Raw genomic sequence first — 24,934 nt, 5'->3', positions numbered from 1 at the left:
GGTGCTTGCTCCCATGCTGCTGCTTCTGGCCTCGCCGGCAAGCGCGGACTCTAGGCTGCCGCCGGCGGCACTGGCTTATACCCAGTTGCCCGATCCGGCGCAGGAGGCGAGCGCGAAGGCGCTGATGGAAACGCTGCGCTGCGTCGTGTGCCAGGGCCAGTCGATTGCGGACAGCGATGCCGAGATGGCGGGCGACATGCGTGCGCTGGTCCGTCAGCGCATTCAGGCAGGCGAAGCGCCGAGCGAGATCCGAAACTGGCTGGTGCAGCGATACGGAGATTATGTCAGCTATGACCCGCCGCTCGGCTGGTCGACGGCGCCGCTATGGCTTACGCCGCTCCTGCTGTTGGGGCTTGGCCTGCTGTTGGCGCGCCGCGCCTTTGCGAAGCCGAGGCACTGATGGGTTGGCTGTTGTTCCTGGGATTGACGGTGACGGCCGGGTTGCTGCTGTGGCTGCTTCGCTTTCCACGCCGGCTATGGGCCGTGTCCGCAACTGCGGTGATGCTGGGCGGGGCGGGCTATGCGTGGCAGGGCTCGCCCGGGCTTGCGGGATATACCGTCGAGGCCGCCAAGCAGGAAGGCACCGTGGATCCCGAGCTTGTGGCACTGCGCGAGTCATTCTTTGGACGCTTCAATTTCGACGCGGCGTACTTCATGGCGTCCGACGCGATGATGCGCTCTGGCTCGCCACAATCGGCAGCGCTGGTAATGACCGGCGCGGTGCGCAAGGCGCCCGACGATGCAGGGCTTTGGACCTGGGCGGGCGTGGTGCTGGCCGAAAATGACGGCAACCAGATTTCGCCGGCATCGCGCTTTGCGTTCCAGCGGGCGCTGGCGCTTGCGCCTAAGCATCCTGGTCCAGCCTTCTTCTACGGACTGGCGCATATCCGCGAGGGCAAGCTCGCCGAAGCGCGGCCCTATTGGGCAAAGGCGGTGGAGTTGACGCCGGCGGATGCCAGTTATCGTGGCGAATTGCTGACGAGGTTGTTCCTGCTCGACCGCTTCCTGGAAGCGCAGCAGCAGCAGGGTGGGCCAGCGCCGCAGCGCTGACCCTGTCGAGCATCACTGACCTCGGCCGGTCTTTTCCTGGAGTTCGTCGATCTTCTTGGAAGCGTCGGCCTTGGTGAGGTCGCCCTCCATGTCTTCGTGCGCTTCCTCGCTCAGCGTTTTGAGATAGCTGGCTTGGGCGCCGGTCATGGGCTCGTCGCCGGTGACCCAATCGTCGGGGTCCTTGACGGCGTTGGAGGTGGGTTCGGTCTTGGGGTTAGTGGACATCACGAGTTCCTTTGGGCTGTGTTGCCGGAAGAACGTGTGGTGTTCCTTGTTCGTTCCACTATCTTGTCGACGCGGAAACGAGAAGGCCGGAGCGTGGGCTCCGGCCTTGTTGTCCAGGCAAGTCAATGACTTGATGTTAGATTGCGGTCCAAGCCTCGAATGGGAGATCGAGGGCCTCGGCGACCGCCTGGTGGCGGATCTTGCCGGCTGAGACGTTCAGGCCATTCGCCAGGTGCTTGTCGGCCTGCATCGCGGCTTCGGCACCCAGATTGGCGATTTTCAGCACGAAGGGCAGCGTCGCGTTGTTGAGCGCGAAGGCCGAGGTGCGGGCGACCGCGCCGGGCATGTTGGCTACGCAGTAGTGGATGACGTTGTCGACTTCATAGACCGGGTTGTCGTGGGTGGTCGCGTGGCTGGTCTCGAAGCAGCCGCCCTGGTCGATGGCGATATCGACCATCACCGAGCCGCGCATCATCGTCTTGAGCATATCGCGGGTGACGAGCTTGGGCGCCGCAGCGCCGGGCACCAGCACCGCGCCGATCACCAGCTGCGAGCGCGAGACCGCCTCGGCGATTGCGGCCTTGGACGCATAGGCGGTCTTGATCTGGCTGCCGAAATGCATGTCGAGTTCGGCCAGACGCTCATTGTTGATGTCGTAGATGGTGACGTCTGCGCGCTGTCCGACCGCCATCTGCGCGGCGTTGATGCCGGCGACGCCGCCGCCAAGGATCGCGACCTTGCACGGCGCGACGCCCGGCACGCCGCCGAGCAGTTCGCCACGGCCGCCCTGTTCCTTTTCGAGATAATGCGCGCCGACCTGGATCGACATGCGGCCCGCGACTTCGGACATCGGCTTAAGCAGCGGCAGGGCGCCCGAGCTCGACGTCACCGTCTCATAGGCGATGCAAGTCGCGCCCGAGCGCATCAGGCCCTCGGTCTGCGGCTTGTCGGCGGCGAGGTGCAGATAGGTGAAGAGCGTGTGGCGCGATTCGAGCAGGGCGATTTCCTGCGGCTGCGGCTCTTTCACCTTCACGATCATGTCCGAACCCGCGAACACCGCGGCGGCGTCTGGAGCGATCGTCGCACCGACCTTGGTATAGGCTTCGTCGGCGAAGTCGATGCCGGTGCCGGCCTTGGTCTCGACCAGCACGTCATGGCCAGCGGCGACCAGCTCAGCGACCGAGGCCGGGGTCAGGCCGACGCGATATTCGTGGTTCTTAATTTCTTTGGGGACACCGATGCGCATGGCAAACTCTCCTGCAATTCTATTGCCGACAATTTACGCCAAAGCGCCGCGGCGAATCTCTGCGTTCTTGGCAGCGGCGTGGCCGGATCATACATGATTTTACGCCCGGAAGATCCTCGGGCGTTGGAATCATGCATGATCGACAGGATTGACGGCGCGATACTGAAGTTGCTGGCTTCCGACGCGCGGGCGCCGGTAAGCCAGATTGCAGCGCGGGTGGGGCTGTCGCAATCGGCCTGCACGCGGCGCATCCAGGCGCTCGAGTCGTCGGGCCACGTGAGCGGCTATGGCGCGCGCCTGGGGCATCGCCGCCTTGGCTTCCGCATCACCGCACTGGTCGACATCACCCTGGGGACGCAGGTCGAGGAGGATCTGGCCAAGTTCGAGCGGGCGGTGGCCGAGATCGACGGGGTAGTCGAATGCGCGCTCGTGTCGGGGCGGCAGGACTATCGGCTGAAGATTCTGGCGCGCGACCTGGACGATTATGAGCGGCTGCATCGCGAGCATCTGGGGCGGTTGCCAGGGGTGGTCACCATCAATTCGAGTTTTGTGCTCCGATCGGTCCCCACGCGCGGGGAAGCGGATGCGCTGTTCGCCGCCTCGCGTTGAGCGCGGAACCGCTTGCCAGTGCCGCGCGTCTTGGCGAAGCCATGGGCCATGATGGCCCCAGGCTGGTCCCGTTGCGAGGGCATGTTGCAAGTGCTACCGGCCCGCGATCCGAAGCCAGTCGAGAACAAGGGTCGTATGACTAGGCACTTCATCTTCATCTCCGCTCGGCAACCGCAGTGACAAACGGCGACACCGGGTCGGTGAACGACGCGTCGACTTACCACGACGAGGGCGAGCACGGGCATCACCCCAAAGGCAGCATGCCGGCGCTCGCGCTGGGCGCCGTGGGCGTGGTGTATGGCGATATCGGAACGTCGCCGCTGTACGCGATGAAGGAGACGTTCGTCGGCCATCATCCACTCGCAGTCGATCTGGTCCATGTCTATGGCGTGGTCAGCCTGATCTTCTGGTCGCTGCTGATCATCGTCACGGGCAAGTACATCTTCCTGACGATGCGGGCCGACAACAAGGGCGAGGGCGGCAGCCTGGCGCTGCTCGCGCTGATCCAGCGCAAGACCGGCGCAGGCCCGGGGCGCTGGAGCCATGGGCTGGTGATGCTGGGTGTGCTCGCCACAGCCTTGTTCTTTGGCGATTGCATGATCACGCCGGCGGTGTCGGTGCTGTCGGCTGTCGAGGGTCTGGTAGTGGTGCAGGAGGGCTTTGCGCCCTTCGTGCTGCCGATTGCGATCGGCATCCTCATCGGGCTGTTCATGCTTCAGGCGCATGGCACCGACCTGTTGGGCCGGTTCTTCGGCCCGATCATGCTGATCTATTTCCTGACGCTGGCAGTGCTGGGAACGCTCAGCATCGTCGAGCGGCCAGACGTGCTCCAGGCGTTCAATCCGCTCTGGGCGATCCGCTTCTTCGAGCTTGATCCCAAGCTGGCGTTCCTTGCGCTTGGTTCGGTGGTGCTGGCGCTGACCGGCGCCGAGGCGCTGTACGCCGATATGGGCCATTTCGGCCGCAAGCCGATCCAGGTCGCATGGGTGTGGCTGATCTTCCCCGCGCTGATGCTCAATTATCTGGGGCAGGGGGCGCTGCTGCTGCGTGATCCTTCCGCGGCGGAGAACCCATTCTTCATGCTGGCTAACGAAGGCTGGCGGCTGCCGCTGGTGATCCTGGCGACGTTGGCGACGATCATTGCCAGCCAGGCGGTGATCACCGGCGCGTTTTCGGTGTGCCAGCAGGCGGTGCAGCTGGGGCTGATGCCGCGGCTGCGCATCAACCATACTTCGGCTTCGGCGCTGGGGCAGATCTATCTGCCGGCAGTGAACTGGGCGCTGATGATCATGGTGCTGTTGCTGATCCTGATGTTCCGCGAGTCGTCTAACCTGGCGGCGGCCTATGGCATCGCGGTAACGGGCACGATGTTCATCACCACGTGCATGCTGGCGGTGCTGGTGCGGCGGGTGTGGAACTGGCCCTTGCCCGTTGCGATCGGGCTGGTCGCGCTGTTCCTGCTGTTCGACGGCGCCTATTTCGCGTCGAACGTGACGAAGATCCCCGATGGCGGCTGGTTCCCGCTGCTGGTCGGGCTGATCGCCTTCACGCTGCTCACCACCTGGGCCAAGGGCCGCCAGTTGATGATCGCGCGGCTGCGCGAGAGCGCGATGCCGATCCGGATCTTCATCGAATCGGCTGCGAATTCGGCGACGCGGGTACCCGGCACGGCGGTTTTCATGACCTCGACGCCTGACGGCGTGCCGCACGCGCTGCTGCACAACCTCAAGCACAACAAGGTGCTGCACGAGCGCGTGATCCTGCTGACCGTCAAGATCGCGGACGAGCCCTATGTCGACGATGATCGTCGGATGAAGATCGAGGATCTGGGCAAGGGCTTCCACCGGATGATCATGAAGTACGGCTTCATGCAGGATGCCGATGTTCCGGCCGCGTTGAAGCAGGTCAGCGCATGCGGCGCGGAGTTCAAGATGATGGACACCAGCTTCTTCCTCGCACGCCAGACGCTGCTGCCCTCGTCGCGGCCGGGGATGATGATCTGGCGCGAGAAGCTGTTCGCGTGGATGCTGCGGAACGCAGAAAGTGCGATGGAGTTCTTCCGCCTGCCGACCAACCGCGTGGTCGAGCTGGGCAGCCAGGTCGAGATCTGAGCGTGGAGACCGCCCCGGGCGCGGCTCCGATCATCGTGACGGCGCTGTTCGGGGCGGAGGACTTTGCCTGGCTGGACGGACTGCGGCGGCGATACTTCCCGCCCGAGCGCAATGTGGTGCCGGCGCACTGCACCTTATTTCACCACCTGGCGCCCGAGCTTGGCGCGGAGCTGAAGCAGCGGCTGCGCATGGCGACGCGCGGTGTGCGGGCGCCCCAAGCGCAGGTTGCGGGGGTGCTCGACTTGGGTGGGGGTGTGGCGTTTCGCATCGAGTCGGAAGCGCTGTCGGCGATCCGGGAGGATCTGGCCGAGGCGTTCGCGCCGATGCTGGTGCCGCAGGACCGTGCCGGATGGCGGGCGCATGTGACCGTGCAGAACAAGGTGGCCCGCCCGGAAGCCAAGGCGTTGTTGGAAGAACTTCGCACTGGTTTCGAACGGCGGCCGCTGCGCATCGTCGGGCTGGCGAGCTGGTGGTATCGTGGCGGGCCATGGGAAGCGCATTCGCGGCACATGTTCGCTTGACCGCGAAGACTCCGCTGCCTATGTGGCGCCCTCCGCTGCACGGCGGACCTTGGATCGGCGCCTTTCACAGCGCGCCGTACGGGGCGGAGTAGCTCAGTTGGTTAGAGCACGGGAATCATAATCCTGGGGTCGGGGGTTCAAGTCCCTCCTCCGCTACCACCGTTGTTGAGATCAGCGGCGGAAACGCCCTCTGGCATATCGCCGGGGAGGACAAGCCGCCTTTGTACCGCTACGGACGCGGCATGAATCCAGTACAGCTTTATGGCGATTTCATTCAGTGGATCGGCGATGGCACCGGGGCGCCGGACACGGTGCTGCACATCCATGCGGGCATGGCCGTGCTGTTCCTGGCGCGGATCGTCAGCAGGCGATCGTTGGCGACGCTGGTGCCGCTTTCGTTCGTGTACCTGGCAGAGTTCGCCAATGAGGTGATGGACTATTTCGTCCATGGCCGGGTGATGCCCGACACGCTGAGCGATGTGATCAACACGGTGTTCTGGCCGACGATGCTGTTCATCGGGCTGCGCATCCGGCGGGCGCATGGGTTTGCGCCCAAGGGCTAGAGCGCGCGTCGCATTGTGGCTTGCCCACAGCATTGTGCGGGCGCGGCGAGCCCCCATGTTGCGTCAGAGACCTGAGCGCCTGTAGATGCGGGCCAACGCTTTTCCGGAAGAGATAATGACCGCTACCCATTCCACGCGCATGCTGATCCTGGGCTCGGGCCCTGCCGGGCTTTCCGCCGCCATTTACGGCGCGCGCGCGGGGCTGGCGCCGATCGTGGTGCAGGGCATTCAGCCCGGCGGGCAGCTGATGACCACCACGGACGTGGAGAATTATCCCGGCTTCCGCGAAGTGATCCAGGGGCCGTGGCTGATGCAGGAGATGCAGGCCCAGGCCGAGCATGTCGGCGCGCAGATGCTGTGGGACACGATCGTCGAGGTCGATGTGAGCAGCCGCCCGTTCCGCATGGTGGGCGACAGCGGCACCGTGTATCTGGGCGACGTGCTGGTGATCGCCACGGGCGCCCAGGCACGCTGGCTGGGGCTGGACAGTGAGGAACTGCTGAAGGGCAAGGGCGTCAGCGCCTGTGCGACGTGCGATGGCTTCTTCTTCCGCGGCAAGAAGGTGGCGGTGATCGGCGGCGGCAATACCGCCGTCGAGGAGGCGCTGTACCTTACCAACCACAGCCATGACGTTACGCTGATCCACCGCCGCGATTCGCTGCGCGCCGAGAAGATCCTGCAACAGCGGCTGCATGCCAATGACCGCATCAGCACCTTGTGGAACAAGAAGGTGGAGCGGTTCATCGGCGGCGGTAGCCCCGAGGGGCTGGTCGGGATCGAGCTGAAGGACACGGTGACCGGCGAGGTTTCGACGATCGAGGTCGATGGTGGCTTCGTGGCGATCGGGCACCATCCCGCGACCGAGTTGTTCCGCGGGCACATTGCGCTGGACGATGATGGCTATATCACCGTCGAAAAGGGTACCACGCGCACCAGCGTGCCGGGCGTGTTCGCGTGCGGCGACGTGATGGACAAGCATTACCGCCAGGCGATCACCGCCGCTGGCACTGGCTGCATGGCGGCGCTGGACGCCGAGCGCTTCCTGGCGGAGGCCGATTTCGAGCAGATCGCCGAAGCGGCGGAGTGAGCCGCTAAACCGTACGCAGCGCGGCGAGGAGCTGGTCGAACAGCCAGTCCTTGTCGCCTTCGCCGGCGAAGCTGTGGCTGGCGGTGTCGCGCTGCTCGACACGGATGCGGCTGCGGACCGGGTCGAAGCGGCTGGCGCGGTAGGCGTGCTGGAAGGCGACCGCCGTGTGGTCGCCGGTGGCGAGTAGGAGCGAGGTCGGCACCGTTGACGCTGCAAGCGCGCGGGCTGTGCGGGCGGACAGGCTGTTTGGATCTTGAGACCGCTTCTCCGCCGTAGCGCGCAAGCCCCTGATTAGCTTTGTCAGGTTGACGCCGCCGCGGGCGAGGCGGAGCCATTCGCGTGGGTCGCGCAGGCGCGCGGCATAGTGGGCGCGGATGGCGGCGGGTGGGGGGAGATCTTCGTGCTGCCGGTCGACCAGCCAGGGGTTGGCGAGGACCAGCCTGTCGATGGCGGCGCGGTTGTGGAAGAGGATCAGCGACGTCGCGGCGTCGCAATTTCCGAAGGCGATGAGGTGGTCGAGCTTGGCTGCCTTACGGAAGGCGGCGGCGGCGTGGGCGATTTCGGGGCAGCTGCTTTCGAAGCCACGGTTCTCGCCCTCGGAGTCGCCGATCCCGCGGCGGTCGAAGCGGAAGACGGGGTAGCCTGCGTCCGCGACACGCTGGGCGAGGCGGGACATGCCGCGATAGGCGCCCATGCGCAGTTCGTTGCCGCCCGAGACGATCAGCAGGCCAGTGCGGCCCGGGGCTTCATCCAACGTGCCGACCAGGGTGGCACCGTTGCAGCGGAAGGTGATCAGCCTTCGCATGCGCGTATCCAGGTGGCGATGTCCTCGGCGAGCAGAGCGGCGAGGGCCGGGTCGTGGTCTGGCTCGGCGCGGCGCCAGAGGGGCAGGCCGGGTGGCTTACGATCGGCGGGGCGGGGATCGCTTTCGAGGCGAACGACGCGCAGCGGGCCGGGCTCGGCGTCGGTAGTGGCCGCCTTGAGGTCGGCGAGCATGATGGCGGTCAGGAGGTTGCCGCCTGCCAGCATCGGTGCCTCGGCTGGGGCGGATTTGCCGGCGATGCGGAGGAGTTCGGTCACCAGGGCTTTGCCTTCCACCGGGGCGAGGTGCCAGCGGGCCTGGACGAACGCCGTCACGTCGAGCAGCGCGCCGCTGCGGAAGCCGCAGGCATAGGCGCGGCGAGTGCCGAGATGGTCGACAGCCGCGGCCATGGCCTCGCGCATTGCTGACACGCTGGTTTCCTCGATCTGCACAAGACTTTCGCCGGTGCCGGGGAGGTCGGGCAGGGCAGAGGCGATGTTGCGCTCGGCCAGCAGCCGCATGAGGGCGACCGCGAAGGTGCGGGTGCGGTTCGCTTCCTCGAAGAGGGGAAGCGCGATGACGACGACCGGTCCGGTGGCGGGGCCGAAGCGAAGCATCGCTTCCCGGCCGCCGGACCAGTCGTACCAATCGATCAACGCAGCGCCTTGTCCGCGGCGAAGCGCGTCAGGGCGCCGAAGCTTTCGAGCATGTCGCCATCGACTTCGTCATCATCGATCAGGATGGCGAGGCGGTCCTCAAGCTCAGTCAGCACGCCGGCGACCGCGAGCGAATCGAGTTCGGGCAGCGCGCCGAACAGAGGCGTGCTCTCGTTGAACGCCGCGACGCGTTCCTCGCTCAGCCCCAGCACATCGCGCAGAACCCCGCGCACCGCCTTTTCGACTTCGGCGAACCCTTCACGCTGCAATGCCATTCCCCTGCGTGTATTTTTCGCTGCCCTAAGGGTTGGCGGGTGCGCTGCCAAGGGTAAGGGTGGCGGCATGATCGCACTGGATCCCGTTCCCCGCCCGATCGACCACTTGCCCGCACGTGGCGCGCCCGATGCCGTGGCACTGGAGGATCGTGCCGGCCCGCTGGACTATACCGGTCTGGAGAGCCTGGTCGGTCAAATGGCGCATGCGCTGTCGCGGCTTGGCCTACGAGCCGGCGAGCGCGTGGCGACGTGGCTGCCCAAGACCCGCGCGGCATGCCTGATGCCCCTGGCCGCGGCGCGGGCGGGGCTGGTACATGTACCGATCAATCCGGTGCTGAAGCGCGCGCAGGTGGCCCACATCCTGGCCGACAGCGGCGCGCGGGTGCTGGTGACGCAGGCGGCGCGGATGCAGGCGCTGGAAGCGGGCGACGTTCCGGGCGAGTGCCAGATCCTTGCGGAGGACGAACTGACGGGCAGCGACATGCTGCCGCTGTCCGACGCCGATCCGGCTGCGCTGGCGGCGATCCTCTACACCTCGGGTTCTACCGGACGGCCCAAGGGCGTGATGCTTAGCCACGCCAATTTGTGGCTCGGCGCCACCAGCGTGGCCCATTATCTTGAGATAGAATCTGAGGATCGGGTGCTGGGGGTTTTGCCGCTCAGCTTCGATTATGGGCAGAACCAACTCTTCTCGACCTGGGCGGCAGGTGGGCGCGTGGTGCCGCTGGATTACCTGACTGCGCGCGACGTGGTGAAGGCAGTGGAGCGGCATGGCATTACCACGCTGGCCGGGGTGCCGCCCTTGTGGGTGCAACTGTTGGAGGCGGAGTGGCCCATTGAGACTGCGTCCAAGCTGCGCCGGCTAACCAATTCTGGAGGTGCGCTGACGCCGCGGCTGGTACGCGGCCTGCGGGAGCACTTTCCGCAAGCGCGCTTGTACCCGATGTACGGACTGACCGAAGCCTTTCGCTCGACCTATCTCGATCCTGCGCTGGTCGACGCCAACCCAGACTCGATCGGGCGAGCGATCCCCTTTGCTGAGGTGCTGGTGGTGCGGCCCGATGGCGGCAAGGCAGCGGTCGGGGAGCCGGGGGAACTGGTGCATGCCGGGCCGCTGGTGGCGCAGGGATATTGGCAGGACCCGGAGCGCAGCGCGCAGCGGTTCCGGCCGGCGCCGCACTTTGCCGAAAGCGGCGGCATGGCAGTCTGGTCAGGTGACACCGTCGTGGAAGGCGAGGACGGGTTGCTGCGCTTCGTCGGGCGCGATGATGAGATGATCAAGTCGGCGGGGAATCGGATCAGCCCGACCGAAGTGGAAGAAGCCGTGCTTGCCGGCGGGGAGACCGCCGAAGCGGCGGCGTTCGGCGTTGCGGACGAGCGGCTGGGACAGGCCATCCTGGTGGTCGCGCGAGGTGACGGCAGCAGCGAAGCGGCACTGCGCGCGCGGTTGCGGCGCGATCTGCCGAACTTCCTGCAACCGGCAGAGTATGCATGGCGCGAGGCGCTGCCGCGCAACGCCAATGGCAAACTGGATCGCGCGGCATTGAAGGCGGAGATTGCGCGATGAAACCCGTTGGACCCATTCCGCCCGCCTATGCGGGGCAGGCCGTGCTCAGCGTTGCCGGACGGAGTGCGAAGGCTTGGGCCGAACAAGGCACGCCATTGTACCTGTATGATCTTGGCGCGATTACGCGTCGGATCGGTGATCTGCGGGCCAGTATTCCGGAACAAATCGGCTTGCATTACGCAGTTAAGGCTAATCCTTACGAGCCGTTGGTAGCAGCAGTGGCGCCGCTGGTGGATGGGTTGGACGTGGCGTCGGCGGGGGAGTTGTCGCTGGCGCTGCGGCACAAGCCGGCGGAGGCGATCAGCTTTGCCGGGCCGGGCAAGCGCGACTTCGAGCTGGAGGCGGCGATCGGCGCGGGGGCGACGCTGAACCTGGAATCCGAGGGAGAGGCGGAGCGGGCGCTGGCAGTTGGCGCACGGTTGGGCATCACGCCGAAGCTGGCGGTGCGAGTCAATCCGGACTTCGAATTACGCGGATCGGGCATGCGGATGGGCGGGCGGGCTTCGCCGTTCGGGATCGATGCCGCGCGCGTGCCGGCGCTGGTGAAGCGGCTAATTGCCGCAGGGGCGGACTGGCGGGGGTTTCACATCTTTGCCGGGTCGCAATCGCTCGACACGGCGGCGATCATCGAGACGCAGGCGGCGACGGTCGCACTGGCGCGGCGGTTGAGCGAGGAGGCTGGCGTCATGCCGCCGCTGGTCAATCTGGGCGGGGGTTTCGGCATTCCCTATTTCGCTGGTGATACACCGGTCGACCTGCCGGCGGTGGGCGCGGCGCTGGGGCAGGCGGTTGCGGCGTTTCCGGGCGCTCAGTTCGCCATCGAGCTCGGCCGCTGTCTTGTGGGCGAGGCAGGCATCTATCTGACGCGCGTGATCGACCGGAAGGAGAGTCAGGGCGAAACCTTCCTGGTGGTCGATGGCGGGCTGCACCAGCATCTTGCCGCCACCGGCAATTTCGGGATGGTGGTGCGGCGTAATTATCCGGTGGCGGTGGCCCACCGTATGGGGGATGCGCCCGAGGAGACGGTGAGCGTCGTCGGGCCGCTGTGCACGCCGCTCGATCGGTTGGCGGACAAGGTGGCGTTGCCGCGTGCGGAGGTGGGTGACGTCATCGCGATCTTCGCCTCTGGTGCGTATGGCGCGTCGGCCAGCCCAGCGGCTTTTCTGGGACATGCACCGGTTCGGGAAGTGCTGGCCGCTATCCCGCACACCTAACAGTATTTTTACCTATAGAGCGCATAGCCGGAGCTGATCCACGCGGAAAAGCGGCCGAAACAATGGTCGTGACCCAGCCGCCTGGAAGGGAGCTCGAGCATGGCGTTGTATCGGTTGGGCAGGGTTTCGCTGGCGCTTGGCGTCATGGGGGCCATCCTGCCGAGTTGTGCGGGGGGCAGCCGGCCCGAACTGCCGGCGGCGACCTTTGTCGCGACTCGGGAAATGCCGAGCGACGAATATGTGATCGGGCCGCTCGACCAGCTGAACGTCTTCGTGTGGCGCAACCCCGAGCTGTCCGCCAAGGTGCAGGTGCGTCCGGACGGCCGCATTACCACGCCGCTGATCAGCGACATGCCGGCAGTGGGCAAGACCCCGGCGATGCTGGCCGACGACATGAAGATTGCGCTGGGCGAGTTCATCAAGGACCCGATCGTGTCGGTGATCGTGGAGAATTTCTCCGGCACCTATAGCCAGCAGATCCGCGTCGTGGGTGCGACCGAGAAGCCGGCGTCGATCCCGTACCGCGCCAACATGACCGCGCTCGACGCGATGATCGCGGTGGGCGGGCTGAACGAATTCGCGTCGGGCAACCGGTCGCGGCTGGTGCGCTATGACCGGCAGACCGGCAAGCAGCGCGAATATCGCGTGCGGCTGGGCGACCTGCTCAAGAATGGCGACGTGTCGGCCAATGTGAGGCTGGAGCCCGGCGACGTGCTGATCATCCCGCAGAGCATGTTCTGATCATGGGCAGCCTGTACGACGAGCTGCGCGCGGCGCTGCATGCCGTTTGGATGCGCCGATGGATTGCCCTCGGCGTCGCCTGGGGCGTGTGCCTGCTCGGCTGGCTCGTCGTGTCGCAGATGCCCAACAGCTATGAGTCGCGCGCGCGGATCTTTGTGCAGATGCGCCAGATCCTGCCGGTGGACGGCGTGAGTGCCGCCCAGCAGCAAAAGGATATTGACCGGGTACGCCAGACGCTGACCTCGGCGGTGAACCTCGACAAGGTGGTGCGCAGCACCGACCTGATGAACACGGTGTCGGGCGAGCGCGACATTGCCGACCGGGTGGCCGGATTGCAGCAGGCGATCAAGCTGACCGCGCAGCAGGACAACCTGTTCGAGATCACGGTGACGGCGCCGAGCGGTAAGCTGGCCAAGCAGATCGCGCAGAAGCTGATCGACATCTTTGTCGAGGACAATCTGGCCGACAATCGCGACCAGTCCAGCCAGTCGCTGCAGTTCCTGGACGCGCAGCTGAGCGAGCGGCAGAAGCAGTTGCAGGATGCCGAGGCCAAGCGGGCGGACTTCCAGGCGCGCTATCTGGGTGCGCTGCCGGGGACCGGATCGTTGCAGGAGCGGGTGAGCGCTGCGCGGACGCAGCTGGCGCAGATTCAGGCGGACCTGGCGGCGGCGCAGAGCAGCCTGAGCGCCGTGAACGGGCAGATGGCGGGTACGCCGGCCAATCTGCCGGGAGCTGCCGGCGAGACGGTTACCGGCCCGGCGCGGGCGCGGCTGCTGGCGATCCAGGGACAGCTGGCCGATGCGCGTGCGAAGGGCTGGACCGATCAGCATCCCGATGTGGTGGCGCTGAACAGCCAACTCGCCGCGGCGCAGGCGGCTGCGCGGGGCGAGCCGATGGTGCGCGGCGGGGCGGCGGGATCGTCGAACCCTTATTACCTGGGGCTCAAGTCGATGCAGGCCGACAAGGCCTCGACCGTGGCGGCGCTCAACGAGCGGCGGAACCAGATCGAGGGAGACTTGGCGCAGCTTCAATCGAAGATGCAGCAGGATCCTGGCGTCGCCGCTGAGCAGGGCGAGATCGAACGTGAATACCAGGTTCTGAAAGACCAGTATGAGAAGCTGCTGGCAAATCGCGAGCAGGTAAAGATTTCTGCGCAGGCGCAGAACATTAGCGATGCGGTCAAGTTCAACGTGGTCGACCCTCCGACCCAGCCGCGCACGCCGACCAAGCCGAACCGGCCGCTGCTGCTGGCAGGCGTGCTGTTCGTCGGACTGGGCGCGGGTGTGGCGGCGGCGTTCGCGCTGGCCAAGCTGCAGACGACCTTTCCGACCGCGTCGCGGCTGGAGCAGGCGAGCGGCATGCCGGTGATCGGATCGATCGGCGAAGTGCTGACGACTGCCCAGGTCGCGATGCGCCAGCGCAGGCTGCGGCTGTTTGCCGGCGGGTTCGCGGCGCTGCTGGTGGCGTTTGTCGGGCTGGTGGGCATTGAATTCATCCAGCGCGGCATGGGGGCCTGACATGAACGACCATACCCCTCGTCGTTTGCGCGGATCGTTGCTGGAGCGCGCTGCCGGGCAGTTTGACTATGCCGGCATGCCGCCGCTGCCGCCGTTGGAGCCGCTGGCTGTAAAGCCGGTGCGTGCGCCTGAGCCTGTCGTCGCCCCTGCACCTGCGGTGGTGCCGGAGCCGGCCGATGTTTCGCCGTTTCTGAGCGAAGAGGCTTTTGCGCCGGCGGTGCCTGTGGTCGAGCCGGAGTTGGAAGCGTTCGACGATGCGCTCGAGCTGGATGCCGCGTTTGTGGCACCGGACGGGGTTGAGGGCGGGCCGGCGGTGATCGACCGGGCGCTGCTGCGCGAGCATGGCATGATCGTGCCCGGGGCGGCGATCACGCCACTGGCGGAGGAGTTCCGGATGGTGAAGCGCCAGCTGCTCACCACCGCCAAGGCAGTCGCGGCCAAGGGGACCGAGGAAGCCGGCGACCGGGCGCGCATGATCCTGGTGGGGTCGGCGCGGCCGAACGAGGGCAAGACTTTTTGCGCGATCAACCTGGCGCTTTCGATGGCGGCCGAGAAGGACATGGAGATCCTGCTGGTCGATGCCGATTTCGCCAAGCCTGATGTGCTGGCGCGGCTGGGGCTGGCGGATGGTCCGGGGCTGCTCGATGCGCTGAGCGGGGATGTGGCGGATGTGGAAAGCTGCATCGTCGCGACCGACGTGCCGCAGCTGTCGGTGCTGCCTGCGGGCACGCGGAGCAACAACGACACCGAGCTGCTGGCGAGTGATCGGGCGCGCGCGATCCTGGATGGGCTGGCTTCGGCCAATCCGCGCCGCATCGTGATCTTCGATTCGCCGCCGGCGCTGGCGGCGTCGCCGGCGTCGGTGCTCGCCTCGCATGTGGGGCAGGCGATGCTGGTGGTGCGGGCCGACACCACCACCGAGAGCGACCTGCGCGAGACAGTGAGCACGCTGGATGCGTGCGAGCATATTCAGTTGGTGCTGAACTCGGTCTCGTTCCAGCCGGGTGGGCAGCGCTTTGGCAGCTATTATGGGGAGGCCGCGGAATGAACCGGCACCTGATCCTGTTGACGCTGACGGCGAGTGTGGCGGCGCAGCCGGCCTGGGCGCAGCGCGCGCAGGTAACGCCCTATATCGAGGCGAGCCAGGTGCTGGTCGCCGATCTGGGTGATGGCGGCGACGTGCTGACCTATTCGACGCTGGGCGCTGGGTTCGACGCATCGGTAGAGACGCGTCGCGTGCAGGTGCAGGTGAGCTACCAGTATGAGCGCCGCTTCGCCTATGACGCCGATCTGGCCGATGACGACATCCATAGTGGGCTGGCGCGTGCCAATGTGGTGGTGGCGCCCGGCGTCACCATCGAAGGCGGGGCGATCGCCACGCGCACCCGCGCCGATGTTCGCGGCGACGCGCTGAATACGCAACAGGGCAATGTCCGCAATGTCAGTCAGGTATTCTCAGGCTATGTAGGGCCGAGCATCGCGACGCATATCGGGCCAGCCTTTGCCAATGCCGCCTATCGCTTTGGCTACACCAAGGTCGAGGAGCCGAACGGCACCGGCGTGGCGCCGGGGGCGGCGCCGCTCGACCTGTATGACGATTCCAAGGTGCATGTCGCCACCGCCAGCGTTGGCGTGAAGGCAGGCACGGTGCTGCCGGTCGGGGTCAGCGTCAGCGGTTCCTATACGCGCGAGGATGCCGGGCAGCTCGACCAGCGCTTTGAAGGCAAGTACGCCCGCGGCGACGTGGTGGTGCCGGTGGCGCGCGCCGTCGCGCTGACCGCCGGTGTCGGGTACGAGCAGATCGAAGTCAGTCAGCGCGACGCGCTGCGCAACGCCGCCGGGCAGCCGGTGCGTGACGGGGCGGGCCGCTTCGTGACCGATCCCGCCTCGCCGCGGCGCATTGCCTATGACCTGGACGGGGTGTTCTGGGACGCTGGCGTGATCTGGCGCCCTAGCCGCCGCACCTTCCTTGAGGCGCGCTATGGTCGGCGCTATGATTCGGACAGCTTCACCGGATCGTTCAGCTATGAGATGGGCGCGGGCAGCGGCATCCAGGTTGGCGTGTATGACTCGGTACAGACCTTTGGCCAGCAGCTGAACGGCACGCTGTCGCGGCTGCCGACGAGCTTCAACACCACCACGGATCCGTTCGGCAACGAATTCAGCGGCTGCATCTATGGCACCACCGGTGCCGCGGCGGGCGGATGCCTGAACAACGTGTTCGCGTCGTCAGTGACCTCCGCCTTCCGGGCGCGCGGGATCACGGCGGTGGCGGTGCGTAATCGCGGCGGCAAGACACTGGGGCTGGGTGGCGGCTATTCGCGGCGCACGTTCCTGGCGCCTTCGGAGGGTGGCAGTGCGCTGATCGACGGATCGTTCGACGAAAGCTTCTACGCGCAGCTGTTCGGGTCGAGCGATGTCGGCGCCAATGGCCAGCTGAGCACCAGCCTGCTTGCCAGCTACTATAATAGCAGTCTGGGCGAGGACGGTATTTTCGGTTGGGGCGCGAACGCGGCCTACACGCACCAGTTCGGGCGGCTTGGCGCGACCGCGTCGCTCGGCATGTTTGGTTTCGAACGGGACGGCGACTCCAGCGCTTCGGCGCAGGCGTTGCTGGGCCTGCGGTACGGTTTCTAAGTCGGGAAAAGCATGATGTACGACGATCATTATGGACTGAGCGGTCGGCCGTTCCAGCTGACGCCGGATCCCGATTTCTGGTTCGATACGGCGACGCACCGCAAGGCGATGGCGTATCTTGGCTATGGCTTGAGCCAGGGCGAAGGCTTTGTGGTGATCACTGGCGAGCCGGGCACGGGCAAGACCACGCTGATGGGGCATTTGCTGGCCGAGATCGACCGTGAGCGGCTGAACGTGCTGAAGCTGGTGTCGACGCAGATCGCGGCGGACGACCTGTTGCGCATGGTGTGCGCGGGGCTGGACATCGACAGCGTCGGCATGAGCAAGGCCGAGATGCTGTCGGCGATCGAGCGCGGGCTGCATACCGTTGCGCGTTCGGGCCGGCGCACGTTGCTGATCGTCGACGAGGCGCAGGCGCTGCCGATCGACAGCCTGGAGGAGCTGCGCATGCTCTCCAACTTCCAGGCCGGCGGCTATCCGCTGTTGCAGATCTTTCTGATGGGGCAGCCCGAGTTCCGCCAGACGCTGGGCGACCAGCGGCTGGAGCAGCTGCGCCAGCGCGTGATCGCGATGCACCATCTGGCGCCGATGGATACCGACGAGGTCGAGCCGTACCTGATCCACCGCCTGTCGTGCGTGGGCTGGCGGGGCAAGCCGCGCTTCACCAACGACGCGATCACGGGCATGCACCGCTGGTCGAACGGCATTCCGCGCCGGCTGAACCAGCTGGCGAGCCGGGTGATGCTGTTCGGCGCGATCGAGCGGATCGACACGTTCAGCGGGCATGACGTGGCGGCGGTGATTGCCGACCTGGACAGCGACACCGCGCCGCTGCGCTCCATCCCGACCCGGGCGTTCGAAGAGCGCTTCCCCGAGCGTGAGGCAAAGCCGGTGGCGGTCGAAGCGCTGCGGCCCGCCCCTGCGCCCGAGCCCGCATCCGAGCGATTGGAGCGCCGTATCGGCGACGCGGCGCTTAACCGTCGCATCGGCGAGCTGGAGCAGCAATTGCAGCAGCAGGACGCGGCGCTGCGCCGGGTGCTGACGCTGCTGGTCGACTGGGTGGAGACCGGTGCGACGCCGAGCAGCCCGGACATCGCGTCGCTGCACGGCACTGCCGCCTGAGCTTCATGGTCACGAACGCACTTTCCGTCGATGTCGAGGACTGGTTCCAGGTCGGCGCGTTCGAAACCGTGATCGACCGTGGTGACTGGGAAGGGCTGGACCGGCGGGTGGAGGCGAACACCGACCGGGTGCTCGACCTGTTCGCCGCCGCAGAGGTGAAGGGTACCTTCTTCACGCTGGGCTGGGTGGCGCATCGTCACCCGGCGCTGATCCGGCGCATCGCCGAGGCCGGGCATGAAGTCGCCAGCCATGGCTGGGACCATGCCCGGGTGTTCACCATGGACGCCGATGCTTTCCGCGACGATCTCGCGCGTGCGAGGGTGGCGTTGGAGGATGCCGGTGGGGTGGCCGTGACTGGGTACCGCGCGCCGAGCTTCTCGATCGACGGGCGTACGCCCTGGGCACACGCGGTGCTGGCCGAGGCCGGCTACCGCTATTCCTCCAGCGTCGCACCCATCCGGCACGATCATTATGGCGTCCCCGACGCACCGCGGCGGAGCTATCGGCCAGTGGCAGGGGCCGAGCTGATCGAAATGCCGATCACTATTGCCCAGGTGCTGGGGCGCGAAGTGACCACTGGCGGTGGTTTCTTCCGCCTGCTCCCGGGCGGGGTGACACGGCGGGCGATCCACGCGGCCAATGCGACGCAAGCGCCGGCGATCTTTTACTTCCACCCCTGGGAAATCGACCCGGCGCAGCCCCGGGTCCGGAATGCGCCGCTCAAGTCCAAGCTGCGGCATTATGCGCGGCTGGGGGCGATGGCGGGCAAGCTGGAGACGCTGATGGCGTCGCATCGTTGGGGCCGCATGGACGCCATCGCCGCGCACGAGGCGGCGCGGCTTTCGTGAACGCGCCGCTGCTCCAGCGCCCGCTGACGCTGCGCACCGCCGATCTGGGCGATGCGATCGAACGCGCGCGGATCGGCACCTGGGTGCATGACCACCCAGGAGGCACGCCGTTCCACTTGCCCAATTGGAGCATCGCGGTGGCGCGAGGCTGCGGCCAGCGCAGCCACTACCTGCTGGCCGAGCGGGCGAATGGCGACATCGCCGGGATATTGCCGCTGACCGAGCTGCATTCGCCATTGTTCGGGCGGGCGCTGGTGTCGGCCGGGTTCGGAGTCGGTGGGGGCGTATTGGCGGAGGTGCCGGGCGCCGCGCGGCGACTGGCCGATGCGGCGATGGTGCTGGCGAGCAGGCTGAGCTGCACCACCGTGGAGCTGCGCGGCGGCGGCGAGCCCGGCGGCGACTGGCATAGCGACGGCGACACCTATCTGGGCTTCGTCCGGCCGATCGCGGCCGATGACGAGGCGGAACTGCTGGCGATCCCGCGCAAGCAGCGCGCCGAGGTGCGGCGCTCCCTCGCGAACGATCTGGAGGTGCTTACCGGCGCCGGGGGCGACCATCTTCGCGATCATTATGCCGTCTATTCGGAAACGGTGCGCAATCTGGGCACGCCGGTGTTCCCGCGGCGCCTGTTCGCGGAAACGCTGGCGGCGTTCGGCAACTCAGCCGACCTGCTGAGCGTCCGGCATCAGGGCAGGGCATTGGCCAGCGTGCTGAGCCTCTATTGGCGCGGCACGGTCTACCCCTATTGGGGTGGCGGGACGCAGGCGGCGCGAGGGTTGCGCGCCAATGACCGGATGTATTTTGCGCTGATGGCGCATGCCCGTGCGCGGGGATATGAACGCTTCGACTTCGGCCGGTCCAAGGCGGGCACTGGCGCTGCGGCGTTCAAGAAGAATTGGGGCTTCGAGGCGACGCCGCTGACCTATTTCAAGCGGACGACCGATGGATCGGCGCCGCGCAGCATCAATCCGCTCGATCCCAAATTCAGCCTCCAGGTGCGGGCATGGAAGCGCATGCCGCTATGGCTCGCCAATCGCGTAGGCCCGTGGATCGCCAGGGGGCTGGGTTGATGGGCGACGTCCTGTTCCTCGCCCACCGGGTGCCGTACCCGCCGGATCGCGGCGACAAGATCCGCAGCTTTCACTTGCTGAAGCATCTGGCCGAGCGCCACCGTGTGCATCTGGTTGCCTTTGGCGACGGGCCGGGCGACCTTGGGCACGAGGCGGCGCTGGCGCGCCATGCCGCGACGGTGACCGTGGTGCGCCGGTCGAAGTCGCAGGCGATGGCCGCGGCGCAGGCGCTGCTATCGGGCAAGCCGGTGTCGTTGACTGCGTTCGACAATGCCGAACTGAAGGCAGCGGTGGATGGCGTGCTCGGGCGCGAGGCGATCGACGCGGTGTTCGTCTTTTCCGGACAGATGGCGCAGCATGTCCCGGCGGGTGCCCCGCCGCTGGTGATGGATTTCGTCGACATGGATTCGGCCAAGTTCGCCGGATATGCCGACAAGGCGCGCGGGCCGATGGCCTGGATGATGGCGCGTGAGGCACGGCTGCTGATGGCGCAGGAAGCGCAGGTGGCCGCGCAGGCGCATGCCAGCCTGTTCGTCAGCGCCGCGGAGGCGCAACTGTTCGAGCAGGAGACCGGGGCCGCGCGCGTCCACGTGGTGGAGAATGGCATCGATACGCTGTTCTTCGCGCCGGATGCATCGTTCGAGCGGCCGGGGCTTGGCCCGGCATCGATCGTGTTCACCGGGCAGATGGACTATCGGCCCAATGTCGAGGGCGTGGCGTGGTTCGCCCAGGCCGTATTGCCACGCATCCGTGCCGGGCGGCCCGACGCCGAGTTCGTGATCGTCGGGCGGAATCCCAGTGATGTGGTGCGTGCGCTCGGCCGGGCGACAGGCGTGCGGGTGATCGGCGAGGTCGCGGACGTGCGGGGTTGGCTGGCCGATGCGGACGTGGTCGTCGCACCGCTGCTGCTCGCGCGGGGCATCCAGAACAAGGTGCTGGAAGGCATGGCAATGGCGCGGCCGGTGGTCGCGTCGGCGCAAGCCGCCGAGGGGATCGACCATGGCGGCGCAATCAACGTGACGACGGACGCGCAGGCGATGGCGGCGGCGGTCCTGCGCCTGCTCGGCGAACCCGAAGATGCAGCGGCACTGGGCGAGCGCGCACGGCGACAGGTGATCGCGCGCTATGGCTGGGCGGCGGCGATGCGGAAGCTCGACGCGGTCATGGCGCCCTTGTTTGAAGCAACTTCGCAGAGGTCGGCGGCATGACCATCCACATGCCGATGCATCAGTTCCGGCCACCCGCGCTGCGCTTTCATGAGCGGTGGGCGAAGGCCGCGGTGGTGCTGGCGAGCGCCTGGATCGCGCTGCTGGTGATCTTCCATCGCGACACCGCCGACCTCGCGACGATCTATTGGACCAACACGACCTTTGGCCACTGCCTGTTCGTGGCGCCAGTGGTGGGCTGGCTGGTGTGGCAGCGACGGCGCGAACTTGCGCTGGTGCGTCCGGAGGGCTGGTGGCCAGGCCTGATGCTGGTGGCCGGCGGCGGCTTTTGCTGGCTGCTGGGCGACGCGGCGGGCGTGGCGCTGCTGCGCCATCTGGGGCTGGTGGTGATGCTTCAGGGCAGCGCGGTCAGCGTGCTGGGCTTCAACGTGGCGCGGGCGCTGCTGTTTCCGCTCGCCTACATGTTCTTCCTGGTGCCGTTCGGCGACTTTTTCGAGCCGCCGCTCCAGCAGCTGACCGTCGCGATGATCATGCCGCTGCTCCACCTTTTCGGGGTGCCGGCGAGCGTGGACGGGGTGCTGATCACCACGTCGAACGGCTATTTCGAAGTCGCCGAGGCGTGTTCGGGCGCCAAGTTCCTGATCGCCATGATCGCGTACGGCGTCCTGGTTGCCAATGTATGTTATCGCAGCTGGAGCCGCCGCATCGCCTTCATGGCGATGGCGCTGCTGGTGCCGGTGCTCGCCAACGGGCTGCGCGCGTTCGGGACGATTTACGCGGCCTGGTGGACCTCGGTCGAGCAGGCGACCGGCATGGACCATATCGTCTATGGCTGGTTCTTCTTCGCGTTCGTGATGGCCGCGGTGCTGGCGATCGGGTGGAAATGGTTCGACCGCGATCCCGACGCGCCCTGGTTCGATCCGGCGGCGCTCCAGGCAGCCGTTCCGGGCCGCGTGGATGCGCCGATCGTCGCGGCGGCAGCGCTGCTGATCGCCAGCCTGTTCTTCAGCTGGTCGGGAGCGATCGCCGCGCGGGTGACGCCGCTCGGCCCGCTCGTGGCGCTTCCGCAGATCGCCGGCTGGGAGCAAGAGGCGCCGACGGGGACCTGGTCGCCGAACTTCCCGGGCGCGGACCGCTTCCTCCAGGCGCGCTATGTCAATCGCGCCGGGCGCACCGTGGATGTGGCGGTGGCGCTATATGCCAGCCAGCATGAGGGGAAGGAGCTGGTCGGCTTCGGCATCGGCGCGATCCGCCAGAACGACCGGTGGGTGCGCGTTTCCGACGTCGATCCAGTCGAGGGTGGCCACGCGATCCGCATGGTCGGTCCCGAACGGGTGGAACGCCAGACGGTTAGTTGGTACCGCGTCGGCGGCACGCTGACCGGGAGCGACAACCGCGTGAAGATCGAGACGTTGAAGACCAAGTTGCTGGGGGGAAGCCAACGCGCGGCCGCCGTGCTGATCTCGGCCGAGCAGGGCCCGCGCGGCGATGCCGGCGCGGTGATCGGCGACTTCCTTGACGCGCTCGGCCCCGTGGAAGCGCTGTCCGACGAACTTTCCGGCGCCCACTGATGTGCGGCATCGCGGGGCTTTACTACCCCGCTCAGGCGAGGCCGGTCGATCCTGCACGGATCATGACCATGACCGATGCGCTGGCGCATCGCGGGCCCGACGGATCGGGCGTGTGGACCGCGCCGGGGGTGGGGCTGGGCCATCGCCGGCTTGCGATCATCGACCTGGAATGCGGTGCGCAGCCGATGGTCACGCCCGAGGCCGACCTGGTCACGGTGTTCAACGGCGAAATCTATAATTTCCGCGAGGTTCGCGCCGAGCTGACGGCCAAGGGTGCACACTTCGTGACCGACAGCGACACCGAGGTGCTGCTGCATGGCTGGCGCGCCTGGGGCCCCGCGATGCTGCCCCGGCTGAACGGCATGTTCGCCTTCGCGCTCTATGACGTGCGGCGGCAGAGCCTGTTCCTGGCGCGCGACCGCTTCGGTGTGAAGCCACTGCATTACACCCAGCTCTCCGACGGGGCGGTTGCCTTCGCGTCCGAGTTGAAGGGCCTGCTCGCCCACCCGCTGCTGCGGCGGTTACCGGATTTCCGCGCGGTCGAGGATTATCTGGGGCTCGGCTATGTGCCCGACGATGCTTCGATCGTCGCAGGGGTGCGGAAGCTGGCGGCGGGCCATTTCCTGCTGATGGAACGCGGCAAGCCGGTGCCCGAGCCCACCCGCTGGTGGGACATCGATTTCTCCCGCCGCGCGACCGGCAAGGTGAAGGACCTCGAGGCCGAGCTGGTCGAGCATATGCGCGCCGCGGTGCGTTCGCGGATGATCGCCGACGTGCCGCTCGGCGCCTTTCTGTCCGGCGGGGTCGACAGCAGCGCCGTGGTGGCGCTGATGGCGGAGACCAGCCGGGCAGCGGTGAAGACCTGCACCATCGGCTTTGCCGAGACCGATCATGACGAGACCGCGCATGCGCAGGCCGTCGCCGACCGCTTTGCGACCGCGCACCGCACCCGCACCGTCGCGGCCGACGATTTCGCGCTGATCGACACGTTGGTGGCTGCGTTCGATGAACCCTTTGCCGACGCCTCGGCGCTGCCGACCTACCGTGTCGCCCAGCTGGCGCGCGAGAGCGTCACGGTGGCGCTGTCCGGCGATGGCGCCGACGAGGCGATGGCGGGCTATCGCCGGTACAAGTTCTTCGCCGCGGAGGAGCGGGTTCGCGCGCTGCTGCCGCACGGATTTCGCACCAATGTGTTCGGGCGGCTGGGACAGATCTATCCCAAGGCCGACTGGGCGCCGCGCCCGTTCCGCGCCAAGACCACGTTGCTCGCGCTCGCTGAGGGTGGCGAGTTCGCCTATGCCAAGGCGGTTGGCGTCACCGGCCCCGCGCTGCGCGACCAGCTCTATACCAGTGCGGCGAAGCACATGTTGGCGGGGCATACCGCCGAGCGTCGGTATGTCGATGCGATGCGCCAGGCGCCGGCGCGCGACGGGCTGGACCGCGCGCAATATGCCGATATGCGCCACTGGTTGCCGGGCGACATCCTGACCAAGGTCGACCGCACCAGCATGGCAGTGGGCTTGGAGGCGCGCGAGCCTCTGCTCGACCACCGGCTGGTGGAGTTCGCCGCGACGTTGCCGCTGTCGCTCCGCATCAAGGCGGGGGAGGGCAAGTGGCTGATGAAGAAGGCGATGGAGCCCTGGCTGCCCAAGGAGATCCTCTACCGCCCGAAAATGGGCTTCGTCACGCCGGTGAGCGCCTGGTTCCGCAAGGCGTTGGCGGAGGAAGCCGCCGGGCTGGCGCGCTCGCGGGTGCTGGCGGGCACGGGCTGGTTCGAAGCCTCGACAATCGAAAAGCTTGCCGCCGACCACAAGGCTGGGCGCGCCGAGCATGGGCGCACCTTGTGGCAGCTGCTGATGCTGGAGCGGAGCCTGGCGCGGCTGTTCGGTTGATCAGTGGAGTTCGAACACCGCCATTGCCGCGTGCAGCGTCAGGGCGGCCAGCGTGAAGGTGGACAGGCCGAACAGCCAGAAGCGGACGCGGACCCGGTTCACCGTCGCCTGCCACAGGCTGTGCGCAATGCGCAGGGCGACATAGACCCAGGCGATCCAGGCGTTCACGCCGTCGCCCTGTCCGATCATCGCCAGCACCAGCGCGACGGCATAGAACAGGGTCGGCTGTTCGGTCAGGTGGTTGTAGTTGTGCGCTTTCCACTGCACCTGCGCCGGCAGGCCGCGATCGGCATGCGAGGCGGTGGTGCCGACGAGCCTCCCCATGTCGATGCCCGCGCCGCGCATCGCCGGCAGCCGCGTGGCGATGGTCCAGATGAGCATCACCAGCGTCCAGGCGATCAGCGCCACGACGGGTTGCAGGATGTCGCTGTGCATCAGGGTAGC

The 24,934-nt window shown here is 67.0% G+C and carries 25 protein-coding genes and 1 tRNA gene; 20 read left to right on the top strand and 6 right to left on the bottom strand.

The features are described from left to right. The first annotated feature begins 13 nt into the window (after nucleotides 1-13). Complete coding sequence (locus LQ953_RS08100; protein ID WP_231030199.1) at nucleotides 14-400, top strand: cytochrome c-type biogenesis protein; 387 nt, start codon at nucleotides 14-16, stop codon at nucleotides 398-400. After that, complete coding sequence (locus LQ953_RS08095; RefSeq protein ID WP_231030198.1) at nucleotides 400-1,050, top strand: tetratricopeptide repeat protein; 651 nt, start codon at nucleotides 400-402, stop codon at nucleotides 1,048-1,050. The genes LQ953_RS08100 and LQ953_RS08095 overlap by 1 nt, the downstream gene beginning before the upstream one ends. 12 nt (nucleotides 1,051-1,062) lie before the next feature. On the opposite strand, the gene LQ953_RS08090 is transcribed toward LQ953_RS08095, so the two are convergent. Together LQ953_RS08090 and ald are read right to left on the bottom strand one after the other, a co-directional pair. Beyond that, entirely contained in the window at nucleotides 1,063-1,275 is a 213-nt protein-coding gene (locus LQ953_RS08090) for a DUF3072 domain-containing protein (protein WP_231030197.1), read from the bottom strand. 136 nt (nucleotides 1,276-1,411) lie between these two features. Continuing rightward, nucleotides 1,412-2,521, bottom strand: a complete 1,110-nt coding sequence (gene ald, locus LQ953_RS08085) for an alanine dehydrogenase (RefSeq protein WP_231030196.1) — start codon at nucleotides 2,519-2,521, stop codon at nucleotides 1,412-1,414. Between the two features lie 135 nt (nucleotides 2,522-2,656). On the opposite strand from ald, the gene LQ953_RS08080 reads away from it, so the two are divergent. The 6 genes from LQ953_RS08080 (at nucleotide 2,657) to trxB (ending at nucleotide 7,412) form a co-directional block, all read left to right on the top strand. Continuing rightward, entirely contained in the window at nucleotides 2,657-3,130 is a 474-nt protein-coding gene (locus LQ953_RS08080) for an Lrp/AsnC family transcriptional regulator (RefSeq protein ID WP_231030195.1), read from the top strand. Between the two features lie 260 nt (nucleotides 3,131-3,390). After that, complete coding sequence (locus LQ953_RS08075) at nucleotides 3,391-5,241, top strand: potassium transporter Kup (protein WP_231030242.1); 1,851 nt, start codon at nucleotides 3,391-3,393, stop codon at nucleotides 5,239-5,241. A gap of 2 nt (nucleotides 5,242-5,243) precedes the next feature. Beyond that, nucleotides 5,244-5,762, top strand: coding sequence for a 2'-5' RNA ligase family protein (locus tag LQ953_RS08070; RefSeq protein WP_231030194.1), 519 nt, complete (start codon nucleotides 5,244-5,246; stop codon nucleotides 5,760-5,762). 82 nt (nucleotides 5,763-5,844) lie between these two features. Continuing rightward, nucleotides 5,845-5,921, top strand: a tRNA-Met gene (locus LQ953_RS08065). 83 nt (nucleotides 5,922-6,004) lie between these two features. Then, the gene (locus LQ953_RS08060) at nucleotides 6,005-6,325 is read left to right on the top strand and encodes a hypothetical protein (RefSeq protein ID WP_231030193.1); all 321 of its coding nucleotides are present in this window, start codon (nucleotides 6,005-6,007) and stop codon (nucleotides 6,323-6,325) included. A 115-nt stretch (nucleotides 6,326-6,440) separates the two neighbouring features. After that, nucleotides 6,441-7,412, top strand: coding sequence for a thioredoxin-disulfide reductase (gene trxB, locus LQ953_RS08055; RefSeq protein WP_231030192.1), 972 nt, complete (start codon nucleotides 6,441-6,443; stop codon nucleotides 7,410-7,412). 4 nt (nucleotides 7,413-7,416) lie between these two features. On the opposite strand, the gene LQ953_RS08050 is transcribed toward trxB, so the two are convergent. From LQ953_RS08050 to LQ953_RS08040, 3 genes are read right to left on the bottom strand one after another with little or no spacing between them, the layout of a single operon-like run. Beyond that, a complete protein-coding gene (locus tag LQ953_RS08050) occupies nucleotides 7,417-8,217 on the bottom strand; it encodes a hydrolase 1, exosortase A system-associated (RefSeq protein ID WP_231030191.1) in 801 nt (266 codons plus the stop codon). After that, the gene (locus LQ953_RS08045) at nucleotides 8,205-8,870 is read right to left on the bottom strand and encodes a hypothetical protein (RefSeq protein ID WP_231030190.1); all 666 of its coding nucleotides are present in this window, start codon (nucleotides 8,868-8,870) and stop codon (nucleotides 8,205-8,207) included. Before LQ953_RS08045 ends, LQ953_RS08050 begins: the two co-directional genes overlap by 13 nt. Continuing rightward, complete coding sequence (locus LQ953_RS08040; RefSeq protein ID WP_443026557.1) at nucleotides 8,867-9,145, bottom strand: acyl carrier protein; 279 nt, start codon at nucleotides 9,143-9,145, stop codon at nucleotides 8,867-8,869. The genes LQ953_RS08045 and LQ953_RS08040 overlap by 4 nt, the downstream gene beginning before the upstream one ends. A 67-nt stretch (nucleotides 9,146-9,212) precedes the next feature. On the opposite strand from LQ953_RS08040, the gene LQ953_RS08035 reads away from it, so the two are divergent. From LQ953_RS08035 to LQ953_RS07980, 12 genes are all read left to right on the top strand, one after another. Then, nucleotides 9,213-10,712 carry an AMP-binding protein gene (locus LQ953_RS08035; protein ID WP_231030189.1) on the top strand — a complete coding sequence of 500 codons (1,500 nt, stop codon included), beginning with the start codon at nucleotides 9,213-9,215 and terminating at the stop codon, nucleotides 10,710-10,712. After that, nucleotides 10,709-11,926 (top strand): pyridoxal-dependent decarboxylase, exosortase A system-associated, encoded by a 1,218-nt coding sequence (locus tag LQ953_RS08030; RefSeq protein WP_231030188.1) that lies wholly within the window; start codon nucleotides 10,709-10,711, stop codon nucleotides 11,924-11,926. The genes LQ953_RS08035 and LQ953_RS08030 overlap by 4 nt, the downstream gene beginning before the upstream one ends. Before the next feature lie 114 nt (nucleotides 11,927-12,040). Then, nucleotides 12,041-12,667: an XrtA/PEP-CTERM system exopolysaccharide export protein gene (locus tag LQ953_RS08025; RefSeq protein WP_231030240.1), complete on the top strand. Its 627-nt coding sequence runs from the start codon at nucleotides 12,041-12,043 to the stop codon at nucleotides 12,665-12,667. Nucleotides 12,668-12,669: 2 nt separating this feature from the next. Next, entirely contained in the window at nucleotides 12,670-14,184 is a 1,515-nt protein-coding gene (locus tag LQ953_RS08020) for an XrtA system polysaccharide chain length determinant (protein ID WP_231030187.1), read from the top strand. Between the two features lies 1 nt (nucleotide 14,185). After that, a complete protein-coding gene (locus LQ953_RS08015) occupies nucleotides 14,186-15,232 on the top strand; it encodes an AAA family ATPase (protein ID WP_231030186.1) in 1,047 nt (348 codons plus the stop codon). Next, complete coding sequence (locus tag LQ953_RS08010; RefSeq protein WP_231030185.1) at nucleotides 15,229-16,821, top strand: hypothetical protein; 1,593 nt, start codon at nucleotides 15,229-15,231, stop codon at nucleotides 16,819-16,821. The genes LQ953_RS08015 and LQ953_RS08010 overlap by 4 nt, the downstream gene beginning before the upstream one ends. 15 nt (nucleotides 16,822-16,836) lie before the next feature. Beyond that, nucleotides 16,837-17,943, top strand: a complete 1,107-nt coding sequence (locus tag LQ953_RS08005; protein WP_231030184.1) for an AAA family ATPase — start codon at nucleotides 16,837-16,839, stop codon at nucleotides 17,941-17,943. Nucleotides 17,944-17,948: 5 nt separating this feature from the next. Continuing rightward, nucleotides 17,949-18,791: an XrtA system polysaccharide deacetylase gene (locus LQ953_RS08000; RefSeq protein ID WP_231030183.1), complete on the top strand. Its 843-nt coding sequence runs from the start codon at nucleotides 17,949-17,951 to the stop codon at nucleotides 18,789-18,791. After that, a complete protein-coding gene (locus LQ953_RS07995; RefSeq protein WP_231030182.1) occupies nucleotides 18,788-19,861 on the top strand; it encodes a FemAB family XrtA/PEP-CTERM system-associated protein in 1,074 nt (357 codons plus the stop codon). Before LQ953_RS08000 ends, LQ953_RS07995 begins: the two co-directional genes overlap by 4 nt. Continuing rightward, a complete protein-coding gene (locus LQ953_RS07990) occupies nucleotides 19,861-21,069 on the top strand; it encodes a TIGR03087 family PEP-CTERM/XrtA system glycosyltransferase (RefSeq protein WP_231030181.1) in 1,209 nt (402 codons plus the stop codon). The genes LQ953_RS07995 and LQ953_RS07990 overlap by 1 nt, the downstream gene beginning before the upstream one ends. Next, the gene (gene xrtA, locus LQ953_RS07985) at nucleotides 21,066-22,598 is read left to right on the top strand and encodes an exosortase A (protein ID WP_231030180.1); all 1,533 of its coding nucleotides are present in this window, start codon (nucleotides 21,066-21,068) and stop codon (nucleotides 22,596-22,598) included. Before LQ953_RS07990 ends, xrtA begins: the two co-directional genes overlap by 4 nt. After that, nucleotides 22,598-24,490 carry an XrtA/PEP-CTERM system amidotransferase gene (locus LQ953_RS07980; RefSeq protein WP_231030179.1) on the top strand — a complete coding sequence of 631 codons (1,893 nt, stop codon included), beginning with the start codon at nucleotides 22,598-22,600 and terminating at the stop codon, nucleotides 24,488-24,490. The genes xrtA and LQ953_RS07980 overlap by 1 nt, the downstream gene beginning before the upstream one ends. On the opposite strand, the gene LQ953_RS07975 is transcribed toward LQ953_RS07980, so the two are convergent. Then, nucleotides 24,491-24,925, bottom strand: coding sequence for an MAPEG family protein (locus tag LQ953_RS07975; RefSeq protein ID WP_231030239.1), 435 nt, complete (start codon nucleotides 24,923-24,925; stop codon nucleotides 24,491-24,493). Nucleotides 24,926-24,934 lie beyond the last annotated feature (9 nt).

The organism is Sphingomonas sp. IC-56, from assembly GCF_021043375.1.
Lineage (GTDB): Bacteria > Pseudomonadota > Alphaproteobacteria > Sphingomonadales > Sphingomonadaceae > Sphingomonas.
This window is presented reverse-complemented; position numbering and strand designations above follow the sequence as displayed.

Bases quoted from the DNA above. Each gene is read 5' to 3' on its own strand.
- LQ953_RS08090 (WP_231030197.1), bottom strand. From the start codon at position 1,275: ATGTCCACTAACCCCAAGACCGAACCCACCTCCAACGCCGTCAAGGAC.
- LQ953_RS08015 (WP_231030186.1), top strand. From the start codon at position 14,186: ATGAACGACCATACCCCTCGTCGTTTGCGCGGATCGTTGCTGGAGCGC.
- LQ953_RS08030 (WP_231030188.1), top strand. From the start codon at position 10,709: ATGAAACCCGTTGGACCCATTCCGCCCGCCTATGCGGGGCAGGCCGTG.
- LQ953_RS08050 (WP_231030191.1), bottom strand. From the start codon at position 8,217: ATGCGAAGGCTGATCACCTTCCGCTGCAACGGTGCCACCCTGGTCGGC.
- LQ953_RS08005 (WP_231030184.1), top strand. From the start codon at position 16,837: ATGTACGACGATCATTATGGACTGAGCGGTCGGCCGTTCCAGCTGACG.
- LQ953_RS08080 (WP_231030195.1), top strand. From the start codon at position 2,657: ATGATCGACAGGATTGACGGCGCGATACTGAAGTTGCTGGCTTCCGAC.
- LQ953_RS08035 (WP_231030189.1), top strand. From the start codon at position 9,213: ATGATCGCACTGGATCCCGTTCCCCGCCCGATCGACCACTTGCCCGCA.
- ald (WP_231030196.1), bottom strand. From the start codon at position 2,521: ATGCGCATCGGTGTCCCCAAAGAAATTAAGAACCACGAATATCGCGTC.
- LQ953_RS08000 (WP_231030183.1), top strand. From the start codon at position 17,949: ATGGTCACGAACGCACTTTCCGTCGATGTCGAGGACTGGTTCCAGGTC.
- xrtA (WP_231030180.1), top strand. From the start codon at position 21,066: ATGACCATCCACATGCCGATGCATCAGTTCCGGCCACCCGCGCTGCGC.
- LQ953_RS08040 (WP_443026557.1), bottom strand. From the start codon at position 9,145: ATGGCATTGCAGCGTGAAGGGTTCGCCGAAGTCGAAAAGGCGGTGCGC.
- LQ953_RS07990 (WP_231030181.1), top strand. From the start codon at position 19,861: ATGGGCGACGTCCTGTTCCTCGCCCACCGGGTGCCGTACCCGCCGGAT.
- LQ953_RS07975 (WP_231030239.1), bottom strand. From the start codon at position 24,925: ATGCACAGCGACATCCTGCAACCCGTCGTGGCGCTGATCGCCTGGACG.
- LQ953_RS08095 (WP_231030198.1), top strand. From the start codon at position 400: ATGGGTTGGCTGTTGTTCCTGGGATTGACGGTGACGGCCGGGTTGCTG.
- LQ953_RS08100 (WP_231030199.1), top strand. From the start codon at position 14: ATGCTGCTGCTTCTGGCCTCGCCGGCAAGCGCGGACTCTAGGCTGCCG.
- LQ953_RS07980 (WP_231030179.1), top strand. From the start codon at position 22,598: ATGTGCGGCATCGCGGGGCTTTACTACCCCGCTCAGGCGAGGCCGGTC.
- LQ953_RS08010 (WP_231030185.1), top strand. From the start codon at position 15,229: ATGAACCGGCACCTGATCCTGTTGACGCTGACGGCGAGTGTGGCGGCG.
- LQ953_RS08075 (WP_231030242.1), top strand. From the start codon at position 3,391: ATGCCGGCGCTCGCGCTGGGCGCCGTGGGCGTGGTGTATGGCGATATC.
- LQ953_RS08060 (WP_231030193.1), top strand. From the start codon at position 6,005: ATGAATCCAGTACAGCTTTATGGCGATTTCATTCAGTGGATCGGCGAT.
- LQ953_RS08020 (WP_231030187.1), top strand. From the start codon at position 12,670: ATGGGCAGCCTGTACGACGAGCTGCGCGCGGCGCTGCATGCCGTTTGG.
- trxB (WP_231030192.1), top strand. From the start codon at position 6,441: ATGACCGCTACCCATTCCACGCGCATGCTGATCCTGGGCTCGGGCCCT.